Source organism: Kineosporia sp. NBRC 101677 (assembly GCF_030269265.1).
Lineage (GTDB): Bacteria > Actinomycetota > Actinomycetes > Actinomycetales > Kineosporiaceae > Kineosporia > Kineosporia rhizophila.
The window spans coordinates 535,030-550,168 of sequence record NZ_BSTA01000001.1; the positions used below are offsets into that span (position 1 = coordinate 535,030).

General features: G+C 70.0%; 16 protein-coding genes. 6 read left to right on the top strand and 10 right to left on the bottom strand.

The genetic code is table 11. From position 1 onward, the window contains the following. Positions 1 to 7 precede the first annotated feature (7 nt). A complete protein-coding gene (locus tag QSK18_RS02440) occupies positions 8 to 1,453 on the bottom strand; it encodes a GuaB1 family IMP dehydrogenase-related protein (RefSeq protein WP_232808249.1) in 1,446 nt (481 codons plus the stop codon). Between the two features lie 120 nt (positions 1,454 to 1,573). Here QSK18_RS02440 and QSK18_RS02445 point away from each other — a divergent pair, with 120 nt between their 5' ends. Then, a complete protein-coding gene (locus QSK18_RS02445) occupies positions 1,574 to 2,557 on the top strand; it encodes a formylglycine-generating enzyme family protein (protein ID WP_285616449.1) in 984 nt (327 codons plus the stop codon). 145 nt (positions 2,558 to 2,702) lie between these two features. After that, positions 2,703 to 3,941, top strand: a complete 1,239-nt coding sequence (locus QSK18_RS02450) for a glycoside hydrolase family 16 protein (RefSeq protein ID WP_285616450.1) — start codon at positions 2,703 to 2,705, stop codon at positions 3,939 to 3,941. A 78-nt stretch (positions 3,942 to 4,019) separates the two neighbouring features. Here QSK18_RS02450 and QSK18_RS02455 read toward each other — a convergent pair whose 3' ends face one another. The 3 genes from QSK18_RS02455 to QSK18_RS02465 form a co-directional block, all read right to left on the bottom strand. Beyond that, on the bottom strand, positions 4,020 to 4,748 hold the full coding sequence (locus QSK18_RS02455) for a coiled-coil domain-containing protein (RefSeq protein ID WP_285616451.1): 729 nt from the start codon (positions 4,746 to 4,748) through the stop codon (positions 4,020 to 4,022). Positions 4,749 to 4,792: 44 nt separating this feature from the next. Continuing rightward, a complete protein-coding gene (locus QSK18_RS02460) occupies positions 4,793 to 5,554 on the bottom strand; it encodes a S1C family serine protease (RefSeq protein WP_285616452.1) in 762 nt (253 codons plus the stop codon). A gap of 411 nt (positions 5,555 to 5,965) precedes the next feature. Continuing rightward, positions 5,966 to 7,270: a glycosyl hydrolase family 18 protein gene (locus QSK18_RS02465; protein ID WP_285616453.1), complete on the bottom strand. Its 1,305-nt coding sequence runs from the start codon at positions 7,268 to 7,270 to the stop codon at positions 5,966 to 5,968. A 361-nt stretch (positions 7,271 to 7,631) separates the two neighbouring features. Here QSK18_RS02465 and QSK18_RS02470 point away from each other — a divergent pair, with 361 nt between their 5' ends. Further along, the gene (locus tag QSK18_RS02470) at positions 7,632 to 9,200 is read left to right on the top strand and encodes an ABC-F family ATP-binding cassette domain-containing protein (RefSeq protein ID WP_285616454.1); all 1,569 of its coding nucleotides are present in this window, start codon (positions 7,632 to 7,634) and stop codon (positions 9,198 to 9,200) included. Here QSK18_RS02470 and QSK18_RS02475 read toward each other — a convergent pair. From QSK18_RS02475 to QSK18_RS02485, 3 genes are all read right to left on the bottom strand, one after another. After that, the gene (locus QSK18_RS02475) at positions 9,197 to 10,105 is read right to left on the bottom strand and encodes a zinc-binding dehydrogenase (RefSeq protein WP_232808255.1); all 909 of its coding nucleotides are present in this window, start codon (positions 10,103 to 10,105) and stop codon (positions 9,197 to 9,199) included. The genes QSK18_RS02470 and QSK18_RS02475 overlap by 4 nt on opposite strands. A gap of 136 nt (positions 10,106 to 10,241) precedes the next feature. Beyond that, the gene (locus QSK18_RS02480; protein ID WP_232808256.1) at positions 10,242 to 10,985 is read right to left on the bottom strand and encodes an SDR family oxidoreductase; all 744 of its coding nucleotides are present in this window, start codon (positions 10,983 to 10,985) and stop codon (positions 10,242 to 10,244) included. Beyond that, entirely contained in the window at positions 10,982 to 11,719 is a 738-nt protein-coding gene (locus QSK18_RS02485; protein ID WP_285616455.1) for an SDR family oxidoreductase, read from the bottom strand. The genes QSK18_RS02480 and QSK18_RS02485 overlap by 4 nt, the downstream gene beginning before the upstream one ends. Before the next feature lie 96 nt (positions 11,720 to 11,815). Here QSK18_RS02485 and QSK18_RS02490 point away from each other — a divergent pair, with 96 nt between their 5' ends. The 3 genes from QSK18_RS02490 (at position 11,816) to QSK18_RS02500 (ending at position 13,764) form a co-directional block, all read left to right on the top strand. Continuing rightward, positions 11,816 to 12,331, top strand: coding sequence for an RrF2 family transcriptional regulator (locus QSK18_RS02490; protein WP_232808258.1), 516 nt, complete (start codon positions 11,816 to 11,818; stop codon positions 12,329 to 12,331). A gap of 43 nt (positions 12,332 to 12,374) precedes the next feature. Continuing rightward, the gene (locus QSK18_RS02495; RefSeq protein WP_285616456.1) at positions 12,375 to 12,971 is read left to right on the top strand and encodes a calcium-binding protein; all 597 of its coding nucleotides are present in this window, start codon (positions 12,375 to 12,377) and stop codon (positions 12,969 to 12,971) included. Positions 12,972 to 13,161: 190 nt separating this feature from the next. Continuing rightward, on the top strand, positions 13,162 to 13,764 hold the full coding sequence (locus QSK18_RS02500) for a calcium-binding protein (RefSeq protein WP_285616457.1): 603 nt from the start codon (positions 13,162 to 13,164) through the stop codon (positions 13,762 to 13,764). A gap of 55 nt (positions 13,765 to 13,819) precedes the next feature. Here the strand turns inward: QSK18_RS02500 and gvpU are convergent, their stop codons facing one another. Genes gvpU through QSK18_RS02515 form a run of 3 tightly spaced genes read right to left on the bottom strand, consistent with a single transcriptional unit; the run spans position 13,820 to position 15,075 of the window. After that, positions 13,820 to 14,284, bottom strand: a complete 465-nt coding sequence (gene gvpU, locus QSK18_RS02505; protein WP_232808261.1) for a gas vesicle accessory protein GvpU — start codon at positions 14,282 to 14,284, stop codon at positions 13,820 to 13,822. Positions 14,285 to 14,315: 31 nt separating this feature from the next. Then, complete coding sequence (locus tag QSK18_RS02510; protein WP_285616458.1) at positions 14,316 to 14,714, bottom strand: MerR family transcriptional regulator; 399 nt, start codon at positions 14,712 to 14,714, stop codon at positions 14,316 to 14,318. A gap of 40 nt (positions 14,715 to 14,754) precedes the next feature. After that, positions 14,755 to 15,075 carry a DUF3817 domain-containing protein gene (locus tag QSK18_RS02515; protein WP_232808263.1) on the bottom strand — a complete coding sequence of 107 codons (321 nt, stop codon included), beginning with the start codon at positions 15,073 to 15,075 and terminating at the stop codon, positions 14,755 to 14,757. Positions 15,076 to 15,139: the final 64 nt, after the last annotated feature.

Genomic DNA, 15,139 nt, shown 5'->3' on the forward strand with positions numbered 1-15,139 from the left:
TCAAAATTCACCACCCGGCCGGCAGCGGACGGCCTTCCTCGTAACCGGCCGGCGACTGCATCCCGATCACGACCTTCTCGGCGAACTCCGGCACCGTGCGCGCCCCCACGTAGGTGAAGGCCGAACGCACGCCCGAGGTGATCTCGTCGAGCAGGTCCTCCACCCCGGGCCGGGCCGGGTCCAGATACATCCGCGAGCTCGAGATGCCCTCTTCGAACAGCCCCTTACGGGCCCGCTGGAACGGTGAGTCAGCCTTGGTCCGGGCGGCCACCGCCCGCGCCGAGGCCATCCCGAAGCTCTCCTTGTACTGCTTGCCCGACGGATCGGTGACCAGGTCGCCCGGGCTCTCGTGGGTGCCCGCGAACCACGAGCCGACCATGACCTGGCTGGCCCCGGCGGCCAGGGCGAGGGCCACGTCGCGCGGGTGCCGCACTCCCCCGTCGGCCCACACGTGCCCACCCAGTTCCCGGGCGGCAGCGGAGCATTCGAGCACGGCGGAGAACTGGGGCCGGCCCACCCCCGTCATCATCCGGGTGGTGCACATCGCGCCCGGGCCCACGCCGACCTTCACGATGTTCGCGCCCGCGGCGATCAGGTCGCGCGTGCCCTCGGCGGTGACCACGTTGCCCGCCACCACCGGTACCTGCGGGTCGACCGAGCGCACCGCGGCCAGCGCCTCGAGCATCTTCTCCTGATGGCCGTGGGCGGTGTCCACCACGAGCGTGTCCACCCCCGCATCGAGCAGCGACTTCGTCACCGCGGCGACGTCCCCGTTGATCCCCACCGCAGCGGCCACCCGCAGACGCCCGGAGGCATCCAGCGCCGGGGTGTAGACGGTCGAGCGCAGCGCCCCGGTGCGGGTCAGCGCCCCGACCAGGACCGAGTCGCGCACCACCGGGACGAACCGACGCCGGGTCTCGTGCAGCACCCCGTAGGCGCCCTCGAGGTCGGCCTCGGCCTCGCCCGCCTCGACCGTGACCACCCCCGGCGTCATCACGGCGCCGACCTGGGTGAACCGGTCGACGCCGGCGCAGTCGGCGGCCGTGACCACACCGAGCACGTGGCGCTGCTCGTCGAGCACCACGGCCGCCCCGTGCGAGCGCTTGGGCAGCAGGTTCAGCACGTCGGCCACGGTGTCGTGGGCGTGCACCTCGACCGGTGTCTCGAAGATCGGGTGCCGCTGCTTGACCCACTCGACCACCTCGGCGACCACGTCGAGCGGCAGGTCCTGCGGCAGCACCGCCAGGCCCCCGCGCCGGGCCACCGTCTCGGCCATCCGCCGCCCGGAGATCGCCGTCATGTTGGCCACCACCACCGGGATCGTGGTGCCGGTGCCGTCGGTGCTGGCCAGGTCGACGTCGAAGCGCGAGGCCACCCCGGAGCGGCCGGGGGCGATGAAGACGTCGTTGTAGGTCAGGTCACGTTGCGGCAGGTGGCCGTCGAGAAAACGCACGGAGGGCTCCAAGTGTTCGGACAACAATTCACAGTAACGAACGAGCACCGCCAACTGATCCGCACGCGTCCGTATGCCCCGCTCCGAACCGCCCACCGAGCGTGAGTCATCATGGCGGTGATGCCCGAGAACCAGGAACCTTCCTGCTGCGCGCCCGCCCGCGAACCACTCGCGCCGACGCCGCGGCCCCTGATCCCGCAGGCCCCGGAGCGCACCGGCACCCACACGATCGAGCAGTGCCTGGTTCCCCGGCAGACCTTCGCCATGGGCGACGCCCTCGGCGACGGCCGGCGGGCCGACGGCGAGACCCCGGTCCACCCGGTCACCGTCTCGGCCTTCAGCATCGACGCGACCACCGTGACCAACGCCGACTGGGCGGTCTTCACCGAGACCACCGGCTACCGGACGGAGGCCGAGGTGTTCGGCTTCTCGGCCGTCTTCCATCTGGCCTTCGCCGGCGACGAGGCCGACATCGTCGGCCAGCCCCCGGCGACGCCCTGGTGGCTGGGGGTCAAGGGGGCCGACTGGCGCCACCCGCACGGCCGTCACTCCGGGATCGACGACCTGCCCGACCACCCGGTCACCCACATCAGCTGGAACGATGCGTCGGCCTACTGCACCTGGGCGGGGCGCCGTCTGCCCACCGAGGCCGAGTGGGAGTGCGCCTCCCGGGGCGGTACGACCGGCCTGCGCTACCCCTGGGGCGACGAGGAACTCGTCGACGGCCGCTGGGCCTGCAACGTCTGGCAGGGCACCTTCCCGGGCGAGAACACGCTTGAGGACGGGTGGCTCACCACTGCTCCGGTCCGCACCTACCAGCCCAACGCCTACGGTCTCTGGCAGACGGTGGGGAACGTGTGGGAGTGGTGCTCGGACTGGGCGCACCCGGCGTACTACGCCTTCTGTGTCACCGGGGGTACCGCGACCGACCCCGGGGGACCTGAGGGCGGCGGTCAGAAATCCATGCGCGGCGGTTCGTTCCTGTGCCATCCCTCGTACTGCAACCGCTACCGCAACGCCGCCCGCTCGGCCAACACCCCCGACTCCTCAATGGCCAACACCGGTTTCCGGACGGTCGCTCTGAGCCAGCACCCGAACACCTAAGTCAAGGTCGACATGGCTTTACCCGGTGCTTGACCTCTCATTGAGATCGGCCCGGCCAGGATTTCGAGGAAAGCAGTGGACCCCCTGCCGATGTCCTGACCTTCGGCAGGGAGTCCTCCGAACTCCTCGGAGGCCCTGAAACCCGATGAAGAAGTCCCTGACCCGTAAGTCGCTGAAGAACGCTCGTCGTCGCCGCGTGTATCTCGTCACCGCCTCGCTCACGGCTCTGGTCCTGGCCGCCGGGGGCACCGCCATGGCCGTACAGGGAGGCAGCCGCGGCGAAACCACCACTGCGGCAGCCACACAAGACGAGGTAAGCACCGTCGCCTACGGCAAGCGCAGCGCCTACCCGGCGTCGGACGGGCCCCGTAAGCACTGGAAGAAGAAGTACAAGAAGAAGCGGCCCACGGCGACCAGCACGCCCTCGGAGACGGCCACCACCGAACCGACCGCGCCGGAAACCACGCAGCCGAGCGACAACCCGACCACGGCGCCCTCTGCGACCACCTCGCCCTCGTCCACCAGCACCGCCCCCTCGGGCGCCACGCCGGTCTTCGCGGGCAAGAAGAACACCGAAGACTGGGCGAGCAACGTCTCCTCGCTCTACCAGAAGTACGCGCGGGGTGGCAGTTCGGTCACCGGCGGGGTCGGCGACGCCGCAGCGAAAGACGGCAAGGCCCTCAACCTCACCATCCCGGCCGGCGCCGGCGCCTCCCCGGGCAACGCCGCCGAGGTGGCCTCCAAGGAGCAGTTCCTCTACGGCAGCTTCAGCAGCCGGGTGAAGACGGCCGACTGCTCGGCGCAGCCGAAGACCGGTGCGGTCACCGGCATCTTCACCTACGGCAACGACGGCACCGACCAGGACGGCGACGGTCTCACCGACAACAGCGAGATCGACGTCGAGGTGCTCTGCGCCCGGCCCGACGTGGTCAACCTGACCATCTACACCGACTACGAGGACAGCACCGCCAAGTCGCAGCGGGTCTCCCGGATCATCGACCTGGCCGCCGGCAAGGTCATCTCCACCTGCTACTACACCGACTTCTCGGGCAACTGCGTCGAGACGCTGAGCGGTGACGAGGCCAGCCCGGCCACCGTCCCGGCGATCAAGGGCTTCGACTCCTCGAAGAACTACTACGACTACAAGATCGACTGGACGAAGGACAACGTCCGGTTCACGATCACCGACGAGGCCGGCCAGGAGACCACGCTCTGGGACTACCAGGGCCCGGCCGAGCGCATCCCGAACCGGCCGGCCAGCTACCTGGTCAACTTCTGGCACACCAGCGACTGGGCCGCCCACGAGCGTCCCGGCACCACCCAGTCGCCGACCTCCCCGCTGACCGTGTCGGTCGACTCCAGCACGTCCACCGCGCTGAGCTGAACCGTCCGGCAACGTTCTGAGCAGAGCGCCGCGCAGGTCCCATCCACCCGCGCGGCGCTCTGCCGTTCTTGGGGTGGATCAGAACAGGGCGTAGGCGCGGTCGCACGACGCCTCGACGGCGTACAGCTCATTCAGGGCGCTGTCGAAGGAGTCGTTCAGGAAGTAGCTGAACGCCGCCTGCACCCCGCCCAGGCACGACTTCAGGTCGTCGATCTGGTCGTTCTGCAGGTTGAGCCGGTCGTTGGCGTCTTCCAGACTGCCCTGCGTCTCATCGAGTTTCGCGGTCTCGTCGGCCAGGTCGCCCTTGGTACTGACCAGCTTGGCCTGGTTCGCGGCCAGGTCAGCCCGCACCCCGGTGAGCTGCTCCTGGGCCGAGGCCAGGGTGCGCTCGGTGCGGTGCAGATCGGCGCGGGTCTGCAGGTGCACGGTGACGGCCACACCGATCAGGACCACGGCGAGCAGGCCGCCCAGAGCCTTCAGCGCGGTGCCGGTGTCGGCCGAGAGGTGCGGCGCGTTCGGCAGTCGGTCGGCCAGACCGTCGCGTAGTCGTTCGAGCAGACCAGAGGACGTTTGTGGCGAGCGGGCGGGTGGCACCGGTTCGGCGCGCATCACCGGAAGATTTTGGACGACGGGCGCGGCCGTCTGCAGGGGGATCGGCGTCGTGAGCCGGTTGGGGCGGCTGACCCGGAAGTCGGTGCCGCAGCTCTCGCAGAACAGCCAGGTCGTGGCCACCGGTCCGGCGCAGGTGGGGCAGGACCAGACGGTGTGTCCGTCCGAGAGCGCTGCATTCGGCTGGGTTTCGGGCATGAGGTATCGATCCTAGGTCGAGGCTCGTTCTGGGGAAGGCTGATTCAGCAGACGCTCAGCACGCTGCACAACGTGGCAGCGGGAATGGCGATGCCCAGCCCTTCTGCGCCGTCGGCCACGTACTTGGCCACGGAGACACCGATCACCTGACCATTCAGGTTGATCACCGGGCCGCCGCTGTTCCCCGGGCTGATGGGCGCGGAGAACTGCATCTCCTTGGTGCCGTCGGCGGTGCGGAAGGCCGAGACGATGCCGGAGGTCACGGTGCCGCCCAGCCCCAGCGGGGAACCGAGCACCAGCACCGGATCGCCCACGGCGGGCTTCTTCTCGGCGATCGGCAGGGCCGGCAGCTTCTCCCCGACCGAGAGCACGGCCAGGTCGGCCGCCTGCTCGACCTGTTCGATCGTGCCGGTGTACTCGGCGTCGTCGCGGATCACGGTGACCGTGCGCCCGCCGGCCCGCCAGGTCTCCTTGACCACGTGGTAGTTCGTGATCAGCTCGGACCCGGCCTCGTCCGAGGAGACCACCCAGGCCGAGCCGGTTCCGGTCCCGGTGTCCACGGTGAACACCGACGGCTGGGCCCCGGCGGCCACCTTGGCCGGGTCGGGCTGGCCGTCGACCTTGCTCTGCAGCGAGGCGATCTGGTTGGTCAGAGTGGCCGTGCTGCCGCTGAGCGAGTCCAGCTTGCGCTGCAGTTCGGCGTTCGAGGCGGCGCTGAGGCGAAGCGCTTCCTCGGTGCTGTTCTGGTCGCCCAGGTTCTTCACCCCGAGACCGACGCCGGTGGCGAGCAGGACGGCGGCAATCACGACCGCTGTGACGCGAAGTCCGCGGTGCCCCCGTCCATTGTTTTCGGCCACCACCACCGGAGCCGAAACCCCGACCGCAACCGGAGCAACTGGAACAGCCGGGGCCACTCGACCGCAGCCGTTACACACCGGGCCGCTCCGCGGCTGCCCGCAGCCCGTACAGAACCCCGCCTGCTGGCGGGGAACGATGAGAGCGTCGGGCTGCATGTGTCGTCTCCAGAGGTCGGCGGCACACCCGGCAACTCTCCAGGCGCGACCGCCCCAGTCGGTCACCCCAACGTCGATATGGCTGCCGTAGGCGACCTTTCATCCCACCGAAGCAACGTGCTTACTGTCAGTGCCGTCTTTCAGCCGAGCAAACGACCAACGGGCCGGACGGGTGACCCCCGTCCGGCCCACGCGCTCACTGTTTCAGCAGGCGCCGTTGTCCACCCAGACGTTCTGGGCGTTCGCACCCGGCTTGTCGCCGTACGTCCACCACTTCGCCGTCCACGAACGCTGGTTGTAGGTAACCTTCGCGCCGCCGTTGTAGGCGGTCGTAGCGCTCCATGCTGCGACCCCGTTACACCCCGTGGTGGGCGGGTTCGTAGTGGTCGGAGGCGTAGTCGGCGGAGTAGTGGTCGGCGGGTTGGTGGTGGTCGGCGGCGTAGTGGGCGGGTTGGTGCCGCCACCCGGCAGGCTGGGCAGGTGCCCGCCCACGGTGTTGGCCCAGTTGTAACCGTTCGACGCGTCCCAGTTGATCGACCACGTCATGGCACCCCGCAGCGTGGGGTAGGTCGAAGCCGGCTTGTAGGAGCCGCAGTTCGTGCCCCTGGTGAGACAGTCGAGGGCGTTGTTGACCACGCTCGGGTTGACGTAACCGCTGCCCGCCGCGCTGGCGGTGGCCGGCAGGCCCAGGCCCACCTGGTCGGCCCGCAGGTGACCGTCGAGCAGGATGTCGGCCAGGGCGGTCTGGAAGTCGACCGTGCCCGAGCTGTAGACCTTCCCGTCCCGGCCGATCATGCTGCCGGAGTTGTAGTACTGCGTGTTGACCACTGTGATCAGGTCTTTCACCTGGTCGATCAACTGCAGGTAGGAGCCGCCGGGCTGGACGTAGATGGTCTCCGGGGCCATGGTCAGCACGAAGCCCGAACCGGCCCTACCGGCCAGGGAGCGCAGCGCCGCCGTCATCTGGGTCAGGTTCGGCGCGTTCTCCAGGTCGATGTCGACGCCGTCGAAACCGTATTCCTGCATCAGGGCGTAGGTGGTGTCGGCGAAGGCGGTGGCCGCGGCCGCGTTCGGCAGCGAGATCGTGCCGTTCTGCCCACCGACCGAGATGATCACCTTCTGGCCGCGGCTTTTCAGGGTGGCCACGTCGGCCTTGAACTGCGCGTCGGTGTAACCACCGAGCGCCGAGGCCAGCCCGCTGTCGAGGGTGAAGTCGATCGCCCCGGCCCGGCTCGGCACCGCATCGGCGAAGGACACCGCCACGATGCCGTAACTGCGCGGAACATCAGCCAGCTTCAGCGGTTTCGCCCCGTTGACGAAGTTCTGCCAGTAGCCGGTGAGGAGATGGGTGGGCAGGGTGGGCGCGGCGCTGGCCGGGCCCGATCCGAGCACCGTGGTCAGGGCGAGGGTCGCCACCGCCACCAGGAGGGAGAAGGTCCCGATCAGGCTTCGGGGCGAGAACCGCTCCGAGACAATGGATGCGCTGCGTGCTGAGAGATGTCGGCTCATCAGTTTGCTCCGGCTCGTTCAGGGGAGGTCCGGCTGCGTCAGGGACAGCCGGCATCAAGCCATAATTAGTAAGTTTCCCTCACTAATTAGTACCTCAAAGGTAGCAGCGGGCCGAATGTCGCGGAAGTGCTCCGAACGGCATTTACCTGCATTTAGGCGGGGCGAAAATCGCTTGGTCGCCGAACGGTCAGCGCCTACCCTGGCGGTATGTGTCCAGGCACCGTGCTCATGAGGTTGAGGTCCGCCGCCTGACGGCGGCCGGTCCTCAAGCCTCTCCACGGCTTCTCCCGCCGCCGTTCCGGTCATCCGCCGGGCGGCTACTCAGGCGCGCCCGGCTCCGAAACGAGCTGCGGAGAAATCTGTGCCCACCACTGCGCACCTGCGTGCCGAGAACCTCTTCCTGACCCTGGGCGGACGCCCGGTACTGAACGACGTGTCGGTCACCGTGTCGGCCGGTTCCCGTCTGGCCGTCGTCGGCGAGAACGGCCGCGGAAAGACCACGCTGCTGCACGTTCTGGCCGGCACCCTGGCCCCGGACTCCGGAACCGTTCGCCGCAACGGGTCTTTCGCCCTGCTGGAACAGGCCATGGCCGTACACGACGGTCAGACCGTCGGCACGCTGGTCGACCAGGCCCTGGCGGCCCCGCTGGCGGCACTGCACGCCTTCGAGGTCGCGACCGAAGAACTCGCGAACGGCACCGACGCGGCCGAGGACAGCTACGCGGCGGCGCTGGAGGCGGCCACCCGGCTGGACGCCTGGGACGCCCAACGTCGGGTGGACGTGGCGCTCGAGACGCTCGACGCATGCCGGGACCGAGACCGGGAGCTGGCCACGCTCTCCGTCGGCCAGCGGTACCGGGTGCGCCTGGCCTGCCTGCTGGGGGCCCCGGACGATCTGCTCCTGCTCGACGAGCCGACCAACCACCTGGACGCCGACGGGCTGGCCTTCCTCACCAGCCGGCTGAAGCAGCACCCAGGGGGTCTGGCCGTGGTCAGCCACGACCGCGCTCTGCTCCGCGACCTGGCCACCGACGTCCTCGACCTCGATCCCAGCCGCGACGGACGTCCTCGCTCCTACACCGGTGGTTACCTCGGCTGGCAGGACGGCCGCCGGGCCGAACGCGCCGCCTGGACGGCCGATCACGCCGCCCAGGTGGCCGAACGGCAACGTCTGGAGCAGGCGGCGGCGCAGGCCCGCGACCGGCTGAGCACCGGCTGGCGTCCGGACAAGGGCACCGGCAAACACCAACGCCAGTCGCACGCGCCGGGCGTGGTGCAGGCCTTCAAACGCCAGCAGGAAGCGTTGGAGGCCCACCGGATCACCGTGCCCGAACCTCCGGCCGAACTGCACTGGCCCGAACTGAAGGTGCGCAAGGGCCTGCCCCTGCTCTCCGGTTCGGACATCACCGTGGTGGACCGGCTCCGGGCACCGGTCTCAGTGCAGCTCACCGGCGGCGACCGGCTGCTGGTGACCGGGCCCAACGGCGCCGGTAAGTCCACCCTTCTCGCCGTTCTCGCCGGCCGACTGGCTCCCTCCACCGGCCTGGTGAAGACGGCGAAGGGGGTCACGGTCGCGATCGTCGGCCAGGAGGTGCAGCCGTGGACCGGAGAGACCACGGCTCAGCAGGTCTACGACGCGGTGCCCGGTGACAAGCCCTCGCTCGGCTCGACCGGTCTGCTCGACGCCGAGGCCCGCCGGACCCCGGCCGGGCGCCTCTCGCAGGGCCAGCAGCGACGGCTGGACCTGGCCCTGCACCTGGCGCGCCGGCCGGACCTGATCGTCTTCGACGAGCCGACCAACCACCTGTCGGCGACGCTCGTGGACGAACTCACCGAGGCCCTGTCGCAGACGCCGGCCGCGGTGGTGGTGGCCACCCACGACCGGCAGCTGCTGGCCGACCTGGCCGACTGGCCCCGGCTCGTCCTCTAGGGCATGCGCACGACCACCTTGCCCTGCTCGGGGGTGGGGTTCAGGGCCCGGCGGAAGGCGGTCTCGATCTCGACGGCGTGCAGCACGTCGGTGACGTAACCGGTCTGCAGTTCCGGATGCTCGGCGAGGTAGGCGTCGGCCTCGGCGAGCATCCGGCGCCGCTGCAGCGTGATCCCGGTGCGCAGGGTCAGGTTCTTGCGTTGCGCCTGGCGCAGGTTCACCGTCTGGGCGGCCTCGTCGACGATGCCGAAGTAGTAGATCTGCCCAGCGGAGGCGGTCACCCGGATCGCGTCGTTCAGGGTTCCGGCCTGGTGCCCGATGCACTCGACGACCACCTGCGGCTGCAGCACCGCATCGCGCGCCCAGCGGTCGACCGACGACCAGACCACCTCGTCGGCCCCGAACCGCAGGCCCATCGCCGAACGGTTCACCCGGTCCACCCCGATGATCCGCCGGGCGCCGCGCGAACGCAGCACGTGGGTGAACAGCAGACCGATCGGGCCGAGGCCGAGCACGGCCACGTCCTGGCCGGACAGGTCGCCCAGGGTCCCGACCGCGTAGAGCACGCAGGCGAGAGGCTGGAGCAGGACGGCGGTCTCGGGGCTCAGCCCGCTGCGGTAGGCCGCCACCTCGTCGCCGTCGGTGGTGACGAACTCGGCCACCCCGTCGGCGCGGGCGGCCCAGCCCACCACCTGGTCGCCGACCGCGTGAGCAGGGTGCGCGGTGGCCACCACCTCACCGGTGACCTCGTGCAACGGGAAGCCGGGCTCCCCGAACATGCTCTCCTTCAGAGTGCCCTCGGGCGTGGTGGCGCCCAGGAAGAAGTCCAGGTCACTGCCGCAGATGCCGCCGGCGGTGACCCGCAGGACCACCTGCCCCCGGCTCGGTGCCGCCGGTTCGGGCACCGAGCACCGTTCGAACCGTCCCGGACCCGCCAGCCGATAAGCCCACATGCCGCTCACCCTCCGCCCGTCAACCACATCGTTGCCGAGTCAGGCTAAGCGCCGGGAACGATCCGGGGCAGTGCTGCGGGCCGGACATTTACCCCTGAGGCTGCTCGGCCAGCCACTGCGCGTAGGTCTGCCGGCCGTGAACGGCACCCGGCCCGGTGACCAGGGTGCCATTGCGCATGGCCTTCCCGGAGGCGCCGGGAACCGGCACCGGAAGCACGAAACCGGTTCTGCCGGTGTGCTTCAGATAGGCGCGGACCATGTCCACCATCTTCTCCTCCTGCGGGCCCCCGAGGTCGGGCACCCGCCCGGCTGCGGGCTTCAGCGCCAGGTCGAGCAGGTGCCCGGCCACCTCGCGGGCGGCGACCGGCTCGTTGCGCATCACCGGGATCAGGTGCAGCGGCCCCACCCCGATCACGCCCAGGATCTGGGTGGCGAACTCGTGGAACTGGGTGGCCCGCAGGATCGTCCAGGGCACCTCACCGGCCTGAACCAGTTTCTCCTGCAGCAGCTTCCCGGTGTAGTAGGCGCTGGGCGAGGTGTCGATGCCGACGATCGAGAGCACCAGGTGGTGCCGGACCCCGGCCACCTGCTCGGCGGCCAGCAGATTGCGGGTGACCGCACCGAAGAAGGCCTGTGCCTCGGCCGCCTTCTGGGTCATCTTCGAGGTGACGTCGACGACCACGTCCACCCCGGTCAGGTCCAGCCCTTCGCCGCTGACCAGGTCGACCCCGGCCGAGCGGGTGAGCAGGACCAGCTCGTGCCCGCGCTCGGTGACGGCGTCGGCCACGTGCCGGCCCACCGTGCCGGTGCCCCCGGCGACCGCGATCCTCATCGCTGCGCCTCCTGCCAGGCCGCCAGGGTGACCTCGGACAGCACGGCCTCGCCGACCGGGACGAGCGTGGTCGGCTGCAGCTGCACACCGGCGTAACCGGCACTCTCGTCGGTCACCACCTCGATCTCCGGCACGGCCAGCCGGATGTACTCGTCCAGGCCGAATCGCTGCGGACCGGCGATGTCGACGTGCCCCTGCCGCGGCTGCCCGACCGCCACCTCGGCCACGATCCGGGCCACCTCGGAGGCGGCGATCGGCTGGATGTAGGCGGTGGACAGGTGGGCCTTGCCGTCCTCGCCGGTGGACATGCCGGCGATGCCTTGGGCGAACTCGAAGAACTGGGTGGCCCGGACGATCGTGTAGGGCACCGCCCCGGCCTCGATCAGCTGCTCCTGCGCCACCTTGGCCTGCAGGTAGCCGCTGTCGCTGTCCGGCACGGTGTCGACACCGACGATCGAGAGCGCCACCAGGTGTTTGACCCCGGCCGCCTCGGCGGCCTTGAGCAGGGTGACGGTCGAGGTGGTGAAGAACGCGCGGGCCTGGGAGAAGTCGGCCGTGTTGGTCACGTCGACGACCACCTCGGCGCCGGCCAGGGCCGCCTCGACCCCCTCGCCGGTCAGCGTGTTCACCCCGGTGGAGGGCGAGGCCGCGAGCACCTCGTGCCCCTGCGCACCGAGGATGCCGACCACCTGGGAACCGACCAGACCGCTACCGCCGAGCACGACGACCTTCATGACCCATCACCTTTCACCGGCTAACTCGGATCGTTTGTGTCCGAGTACCTCAACCTTACTCGGACACATTCGGTCCGAGTCAACTACGATGTGCGGATGAAGATGTCCGACGGCGTCGAGTGGGCGGTGCACTGCTGCGTGGTGCTCACCGCCGCCGAGCGTCCGGTGCCGGCCGCCCGGCTGGCCGAGTTCCACGACGTGTCCGGCAGTTACCTGGCCAAGCAGCTGCAGGCGCTGTCCCGGGCCACGATCATCAAGTCGGTGCAGGGCAAGGACGGCGGTTACGTGCTGGGCCGGCCCCCCGGCCAGATCACCGTGCTCGACATCGTCCGCGCCGTCGACGGCTCCCGGCCCGCCTTCGTCTGCACCGAGATCCGGCAACGGGGCCCGCTGGCCACCCCGCCCGAGCAGTGCCTGGAGCCGTGCGGCATCGCCCGCACGATGGCCGCGGCCGAGAAGGCCTGGCGCGAGTCACTGCGCGCCGTCACCGTGCTCGACCTGGCCGGCGAGGTGGCCGCCAAGTTCAGCCCCGCCCACGCCGGGCGCCTGACCGGCTGGCTCAGCGGGCGGCCGGGCGAGCAGGGCGGACCGGGCGTCGTTACCAATTCGTGAGCTAGCCTCGGCGGGTCAAGCGAACCGATCGAGGGAGATGCTCGTGACCTTGGGCAAGCGAATCGCCGTGGCCACCGTGGCCGGTGCCTTCATCATCGGCCTCACCGGCCCGGCCGAGGCCGCCGTACCCAAGTGCCAGGGCAAGCGAGCCACCATGGTCGGCACCGACAGCGCCGACACCCTGATCGGCACCGAGGGGGTCGACGTCATCGTCGGCCGGGCCGGCAACGACTTCGTCGAGGGCCGGGGCGGCGACGACCTGATCTGCGCCGGCTCCGGCAACGACGTGGTCGCCGGCGGTACCGGTGACGACCGCGTCCAGGCGGACAGCGGGGTCGACCTGGTCAGCGGCAACTCCGGCGACGACCGGCTGTGGGCCGGATCGGGCGTGGACACCGTGGTGGGCGGCGCCGGCAACGACCGGATCTACGGCAACTCCGGCTCCGACGACCTCTCCGGAGGCACCGGGAACGACACCATCTCGGGCGGCGACGGGGTGGACGACCTGCTCGGCAACGCCGGGAACGACACCCTCCAGGGCGGTCCGGGTGCGGACTACCTGGCCGGAGGCGCGGGCCGGGACAAGCTCGACGGCGGTGCCGGGGCGAACTCCGAGCACCAGGGTGACGGGCCGCGCTGACATCGTTGGCAGGGCGGTGCGGAAACTGTGGATCAGGTCACAGCGCATAACACCGCGGCTTTTGTGACCGATCAGTAGCGTCACACTGCCGTGGGTTCGGCCCACGGTGTGACAGCTGATCGACGTGACAGCTGCAGCCCGGGCCCGGAGCCGGACCCGGACGAATTCAGGGAGCAGCAGTTTGTTGAACGTGCGCAAGCGTTTCGCGGTCCTCGGCCTGTCCGCCACCGTTCTCGGCGGCCTGGTGCTGGGTGCTGCCGGCCCCGCGCAGGCGGCCACGCTGAAGTGCGGCGGCAAGACCGCGACGGTGATCGGCACCAACGGTGACGACTCGCTGGTCGGCACCGGCGGCGTCGACGTCTTCGTCGCCCGGGGCGGAGTGGACTACATCGAGGGCCGCGGCGGCAACGACATCATCTGCGCGGGCAACGGCGACGACCTGATCGCGGGCAACGCCGGTAACGACAAGATCTACGGCGAGGGCGGGGTCGACCAGATCCTGGCCGACTCGGGCAACGACTCGATCTGGGGCGGCAGCGGCGACGACGTCATCCTCGGCGGCAAGGGCAACGACAAGATCTACGGCGACGCCGGCCTGGACATCGTCACCGGTGACGCGGGCGTCGACACCATCCGCGGCGGCACGGGGAACGACATCCTCACCGGCGGTGCGGGCAACGACAAGATCTACGGCGACGCCGGCAGCGACGTGATCGGCGGCGAGGGCGGCAAGGACAAGCTCGTCGGCGGCAGCGGCCGCAACTACATCTACCAGGGCAACCTGCCCAACTGATCCACCCGCGACACTAAGGACGCCCGGCTGCCTGAGCAGCCGGGCGTTCCTGGTCTCAGGCCGTGGCGTGGGCCGAGACGGTTCCCCAGCTCCAGCCGGAGATGTGATCGATCCGGCCCCGCCAGAGCACCGGCTCGGTCGGCGGAGTCGGCACGAACGACTCCCCCATCACGTAGCGGGCGTTACGCAGGTGCAGGTACTCGTACTCCTCGGGCTGCGGGTCCTCGCGCAGCGGCTCGATCACCTCGGTGACCGCCTCGTGAAAACCCTTGTCCAGGTAGCGGCGCAGCGACGTCGCGATCGACTCACCGCCGTCCAGGGTCTGGCCCAGCAGCCGCAACCACTCGTCCTGCCCCACCAGCACTCCGGTGACCAGGGCGCCGTCCACCGACACGGTGATCCCGAGGTCGAACGAGGCCTGCTCGGCGATGCTGGCGAACAGCCGCAGGATCGGGTCGCCCGAGACCGGCGGCGCCGCCTCCAGCATCATCGTCCCGATCGCCATCGTGTCGTCCGTCATACCGCTGTGTTCGGCAGCGAACCGCCGGACCTCAAGCCACAAGGGCCTTTTCCGCCGGGGCGGGGACGGTGGTGGAGGCGCAGGGCTGGCTGGGGTCGAGGGCCACGTCGACGATCTGGTCGAGTTTGGCCCGGACGGTGGCCAGATCGGCCATCTGCCGGTCGATCCGGTCCCGCTCGGCCAGCAGCAGGGCCCGGGTTCCGTCGGTGGCCACGCCGGTGACCGTGCAGGGCAGCAGTTCCTGGATGGTCCGGCTGGAGAGCCCGGCGGCGAACAGCAACTGGATCAGGTTCACCCGCTCGACCGCGGCCTCGGCGTAGTGCCGCTGCCCGCTCGGACTGCGCTCGGAATGCAGCAGGCCCTGCTCCTCGTAGTACCGCAGCGAACGCACACTGACCCCGGACCGGGCCGCCACTTCTCCGATACGCATACCCGAACCTAACATGGACGTCAGGTTCGGGGGGCCGAGGTCAGGCGGTGACGAGAGCCGGCTGCTCGAGCTTGCCGGTCTTCTTCGCCCAGAGCTCGAAGGCCACGGTGGCGAACGGCGGGATCGAGGCGGCCAGCGCGATCAGCGTGGTGAGCACCGACCAGCGCTGGATGCGTGAGACCACCAGGGTCAGCACGACGTAGACCATGAACACCCCGCCGTGGATCGGCCCGAAGATCTGCACCCCGGCCTCGGTCGTCTCGGGCACGTACTTGACGAACATGCCGATCAGCAGGCCGAGCCAGCTGACCGCCTCGGCGAAGGCGACGACGCGGAAGGCAGTGACCACGCGGGAACTCATGACCGGGAATTCTGGCAGACCGGGCGATGTGACCATGCTCGCGCCGCCCGCGGGGAACCCCCGG

Excerpts from the sequence above, each read along its gene's own strand:
- gvpU (WP_232808261.1), bottom strand. The coding sequence starts at position 14,284 with ATGACGGACGACACGATGGCGATCGGGACGATGATGCTGGAGGCGGCG.
- QSK18_RS02480 (WP_232808256.1), bottom strand. The coding sequence starts at position 10,985 with ATGAGGATCGCGGTCGCCGGGGGCACCGGCACGGTGGGCCGGCACGTG.
- QSK18_RS02485 (WP_285616455.1), bottom strand. The coding sequence starts at position 11,719 with ATGAAGGTCGTCGTGCTCGGCGGTAGCGGTCTGGTCGGTTCCCAGGTG.
- QSK18_RS02490 (WP_232808258.1), top strand. The coding sequence starts at position 11,816 with ATGAAGATGTCCGACGGCGTCGAGTGGGCGGTGCACTGCTGCGTGGTG.
- QSK18_RS02510 (WP_285616458.1), bottom strand. The coding sequence starts at position 14,714 with ATGCGTATCGGAGAAGTGGCGGCCCGGTCCGGGGTCAGTGTGCGTTCG.
- QSK18_RS02515 (WP_232808263.1), bottom strand. The coding sequence starts at position 15,075 with ATGAGTTCCCGCGTGGTCACTGCCTTCCGCGTCGTCGCCTTCGCCGAG.
- QSK18_RS02450 (WP_285616450.1), top strand. The coding sequence starts at position 2,703 with ATGAAGAAGTCCCTGACCCGTAAGTCGCTGAAGAACGCTCGTCGTCGC.
- QSK18_RS02465 (WP_285616453.1), bottom strand. The coding sequence starts at position 7,270 with ATGAGCCGACATCTCTCAGCACGCAGCGCATCCATTGTCTCGGAGCGG.
- QSK18_RS02455 (WP_285616451.1), bottom strand. The coding sequence starts at position 4,748 with ATGCCCGAAACCCAGCCGAATGCAGCGCTCTCGGACGGACACACCGTC.
- QSK18_RS02445 (WP_285616449.1), top strand. The coding sequence starts at position 1,574 with ATGCCCGAGAACCAGGAACCTTCCTGCTGCGCGCCCGCCCGCGAACCA.